This window comes from Bifidobacterium sp. POST2/T3 (B1) (assembly GCF_058197115.1).
In genome coordinates this window covers 1-4,231 of sequence record NZ_JBVPQK010000232.1, presented here as the reverse complement: position 1 = coordinate 4,231, position 4,231 = coordinate 1, and the positions used below count along the sequence as shown (strand labels likewise).

The 4,231-nt window shown below is 64.6% G+C and carries 2 protein-coding genes; both read right to left on the bottom strand.

The genetic code is table 11. The annotated features are described in order from the left end of the window. Window positions 1–60: 60 nt before the first annotated feature. Entirely contained in the window at window positions 61–3,663 is a 3,603-nt protein-coding gene (gene mfd, locus AC0AP0_RS09595) for a transcription-repair coupling factor (RefSeq protein ID WP_490430299.1), read from the bottom strand. Further along, a partial coding sequence (gene pth / locus AC0AP0_RS09590) for an aminoacyl-tRNA hydrolase (protein ID WP_490430298.1) occupies window positions 3,653–4,231 on the bottom strand: 579 nt, incomplete at its 5' end. The genes mfd and pth, both read right to left, overlap by 11 nt.

The window sequence follows — 4,231 nt, the reverse complement described above, 5'->3', positions numbered from 1 at the left end:
CTTTCAATTGCTGCCACAACTGCTCCTTCAATAAGTTGTTGTGATGTCTCTTACAGGATACTAGTTTTGTTGGACGGGCGCGGGACCCGCTGGCGTGCCATCGTCGGAGGACTTGGGCAGCCCCCAGGCCAGGTCGTCCAGCAGGGTATCCACCCAGGCGGTCATGGCCGCCGAATCCATGGGTCCCGAACCCAGGGAGCCCGCGAAGGGCGCCGGGATCAGCAGGGTCTGCGTCACCGGGCGGTACTGGCTGCCCTTGTAGATGCGTGCGATCCTGGCCTGGAGGGAGTCGGGCATGGTTACGGGCCTGATCCGCACTCTAGAGCCTTGGGAGGCAATCTCCGCAATGCCCAGGGAGCGAGCCTTGGCCCGCAGTCTGGCTACTGCGAAGAGGGTGTCGAACTGGGCCGGCGGCCGCCCGTATCGGTCGGTCAGCTCCTCGTGCAGGTCGCGCAGATCCTGCTCGTTGCGGGCCGAGGCCAGCTTGCGGTAGGCCTCCAGCCGCAGCTTGTCCGAATCAATGTAGTCCACCGGAATAGAAGCTTCCAAGGGTAGATCGATGCTGACAGTTACCGGCTCGGTCCGTCCAGGCTCCTTGTACTCTTCCACCGCTTCGGAGACCATGCGCACGTAGAGGTCGAAGCCGACCCCCTCGATATGGCCGGACTGCTCGTCGCCCAAAAGGTTGCCGGTGCCGCGCAGCTCCAGATCCTTCATGGCCACGTCGTAGCCGGACCCCAGGGCCGTATTCTGGGCAATGGTGGCCAGCCGGTCGTGGGCGGTCTGAGTCATGGGCTTGCTGGGGTCGTAGAGGAAGTAGGCGTAAGCGCGCTCACGGCCTCGCCCCACACGGCCTCGCAGCTGGTGGAGCTGGGAGAGGCCGAAGCGGTCGGCCCGGTCCACAATCAGGGTGTTGGCGTTGGGTATATCCAGGCCGGTCTCGACGATGGTCGTGCAGACCAGCACATCGATGTCACGGTGCCAGAAGTCCCGGATGACCCCGTCCAGCTGCTTCTCCCCCATCTTGCCATGGGCCACGCCCACCTTGGCTTCGGGGACCAGCGTCTGCACCTTGGCCGAAACCTTGCTGATGTCCTCCACTCGATTGTGGATGTAGAAGATCTGGCCCCCGCGCAGGAGCTCGCGGCGAATGGCCGCAGTCACCTGAGCATCCTCGTAGGCACCCACATAAGTCAGTACAGGCAGACGATCCTCGGGGGGCGTAGCCAAAGTGGACATCTCCCGAATGCCGGTCACAGCCATCTCCAGGGTGCGCGGAATGGGCGTAGCAGACAGGGACAGGACGTCCACGTTGGTCCGCATGGCCTTGAGGGTCTCCTTGGCTTCCACGCCGAAGCGCTGCTCCTCGTCCACGATCATCAGGCCCAGATCCTTGAAGCGGATACGCGGGTTGAGCAGCTTGTGGGTGCCGATGACCACGTCTACGGCCCCGCTGGCCAGGCCCTCCATGGTGGCCTGGTTCTCCTTGGCGGTCTGGAAGCGGCTCATGGCGGCCACGTCCACCGGGAAGCCTTCGAAGCGCTCGGTAAAGGTCTGATAGTGCTGCTGAACCAGTAGGGTCGTGGGCACCAGAACCACCACCTGCTTGCCGTCCTGGACGGCCTTGAAGGCGGCACGGATGGCTATCTCGGTCTTGCCGAAGCCCACATCCCCGCAGATCAGCCGGTCCATGGGCACCGGCTTCTCCATATCAGCCTTGACATCGTCGATGGCGGTCAGCTGGTCGGGGGTCTCCTGGTAGGGGAAGGCATCCTCCAGCTCCTTCTGCCAGGGGGTGTCTGGGCTGAAGGCGAAGCCCTTGGTGCGCTGCCTGGCCGAGTAGAGCTTGACCAGTCCCTGGGCGATCTTGTGGACGTGCTTGCGGGCTTTGGCCTTGGTGGCCGACCAATCGGATCCGCCCAGCTTGTTGAGTCTGGGGATCTCGGCACCGATGTAGCGGCTGACCTGGTCCAGCTGGTCGGCAGGCACAAAGAGCTTGTCTGGCGGGGCGTTGCGCTTAGAGGGGGCGTACTCCAGGACCAGATACTCCCGGCTGCCCTTGCTGGGGCCCACGCCCACGCTGCGCTGACGCATGCCCAGGAAGCGGCCGATGCCGTGCTGGTCGTGGACCACATAGTCGCCGGGCTTGAGCTCGTCCAGGTCGATGGCCTTGCGCCGACGGTTGGAGGTCTTGCTTCCGGCAGCCACGCTGGTGCGCCCGGTCAGGTCACGCTCGGTCAGCAGGGCCAGATGGGCGGACTGGTCCACAAAGCCGTCCACAGCCAGGGAGCGGTGGTACTCCAGCCCGGTGATTCCCGTGGTCTGCACGGCCCGACGTAAACGGCTCAGCGTCCCTTGGGCCGGAGCGGTCACCACAACCCGGTCGCCACGCTCCAGCAGAGAGGCGATGCCCGAGGCGGCCCGATCCTCGTCGCCGCGATACTGGTCCGGGGCCAGGGCATCCAGACGCTCGGTCCCCTCCCGGTCCGGGTCCACCGACAAGTCGGTCAACTTCCAGACCTCCCCTTTGCGGTACTCCAGGGATGAGATGACCTCGTCGTAGTCCAGGAAACTGGCCCTGTCGAAGCTGATAGGCGCGCCCGAACCCTGCCCGGAGGCTGCCACATGCCAGCTGGCGGCCAGGAACTCGTTGGCGGTCTTGACCAGGTCCTGAGCGGAGCGAGCCAGCAGCTGCGGCTCCGACAGCAGAATCAGAGCGCCCTCGGGCAGCATGGACCCTACCGGCACCAGGTCGTCGACCAGGGCAGGCAGGAGGGATTCCATGCCTTCTACAGGAATGGCCTGGGCGATGGACTCCAGCATGTCATCGGCGTTGGGAATGTTCCCGATCAGGGAACGTGCGCGGACGCGGACCTGGTCGGTCAGCTGCAGCTCGCGGCAGGGCGGCGCCCATATCCGGTCCAGGTCGGGACCGTAGGTGCGCTGGTCGGAGGCGTGGAAGCTGCGGATGGTGTCCACCTCGTCGCCGAAGAACTCGATGCGCACCGGGTGGGCCATGGTGGGGACAAAGACATCCAGAATGCCACCTCGGACAGCGAATTGGCCGCGCTCCATGACCAGGTCCACCCGGGTGTAGGCGTTGCGGACCAGAGCTTCGACCGCCTGGTCCAGGGGCAGCTCCTGGCCGCGCAGAAAGACCAGAGGCTCCACATCCTGCAGGCCCTTGACCACGGGCTGCAACAGGGAGCGCACGGGCATGACCAGGATACGGATGGGTCCAAAATCAGGATCGTCCTGGACCGGATGGGTCAGCCGCCTGAAGACGGCCATCCTGGAGGCCACGGTGTCTGCACGAGGCGAGAGCCGCTCATGAGGCAGGGTCTCCCAGGAGCGCAGCAGAGCCACGTCACCCGGGTCGCCCTCATACCAGGAGCGGATGGCGCCGGTCATCTCCTGGGCGTCACGCTCGGAAGGGACCACCAAAACAACCGGTGCCCGTCCGGCTGCTGCGGCGGCCAGGGCTGGCCTGATGCCCTGGGGAGCCTGGACCATAAGGGAGGTGTCGGTGTCGGCCGCGGGCTGGGAGTCTCCTTGGACCAATCTGGTGAAGGCAGCATCTGCCTGCAGGTCGTCCAGAAGAGGATGAAGAGACCCGTTCAGCGATTCCTGGGGTTCCGCCTTCTGTGTATGCTCATCGACCATTGAACTGCTCCTGAGCCTGGCTGAGGCCCTTGGTGATCACGATTTCTGCGGCATCTGCGCCGTCGGCCAGGAACTCAGGCAGGCGTTTGCGCTGATCGCCAATAAAGGTGCCTAGAACCCAATCCACAGTACGCCGATGGGCATCAGGACCTCTCCGGGCATGCCCCACCCCCATGCGGACCCGGGCGTAGGCGTTGCTACCCAGCGAGCGGTCGATGGAACGGATGCCATTGTGCCCGCCAGAGGATCCGCCGGCCTTGACCTTAATCCGGCCGAACTCCAGGTCCATGTCGTCATGGATGACCACGACCCGGCCAACAGGTATGTGGTAGTAAGAGCAGATGGAGGCCAAGGCATCGCCGGAGTCGTTCATGTAGGTCAGCGGCTTGGCCAGGAAGAAGGGTATGCGGCGTCCGTCAAGATCCAGGGTGCCCCTGCCCAGCTGGGCCAGACCCTTGTGGTCGCGCAGGTTGACCGACCAGCGTTCGGCTAGCAGATCGGCGCACATGAAGCCCATGTTGTGCCTGGTGCCCTTATACTCGTCACCCGGGTTGCCCAGTCCGGCTAT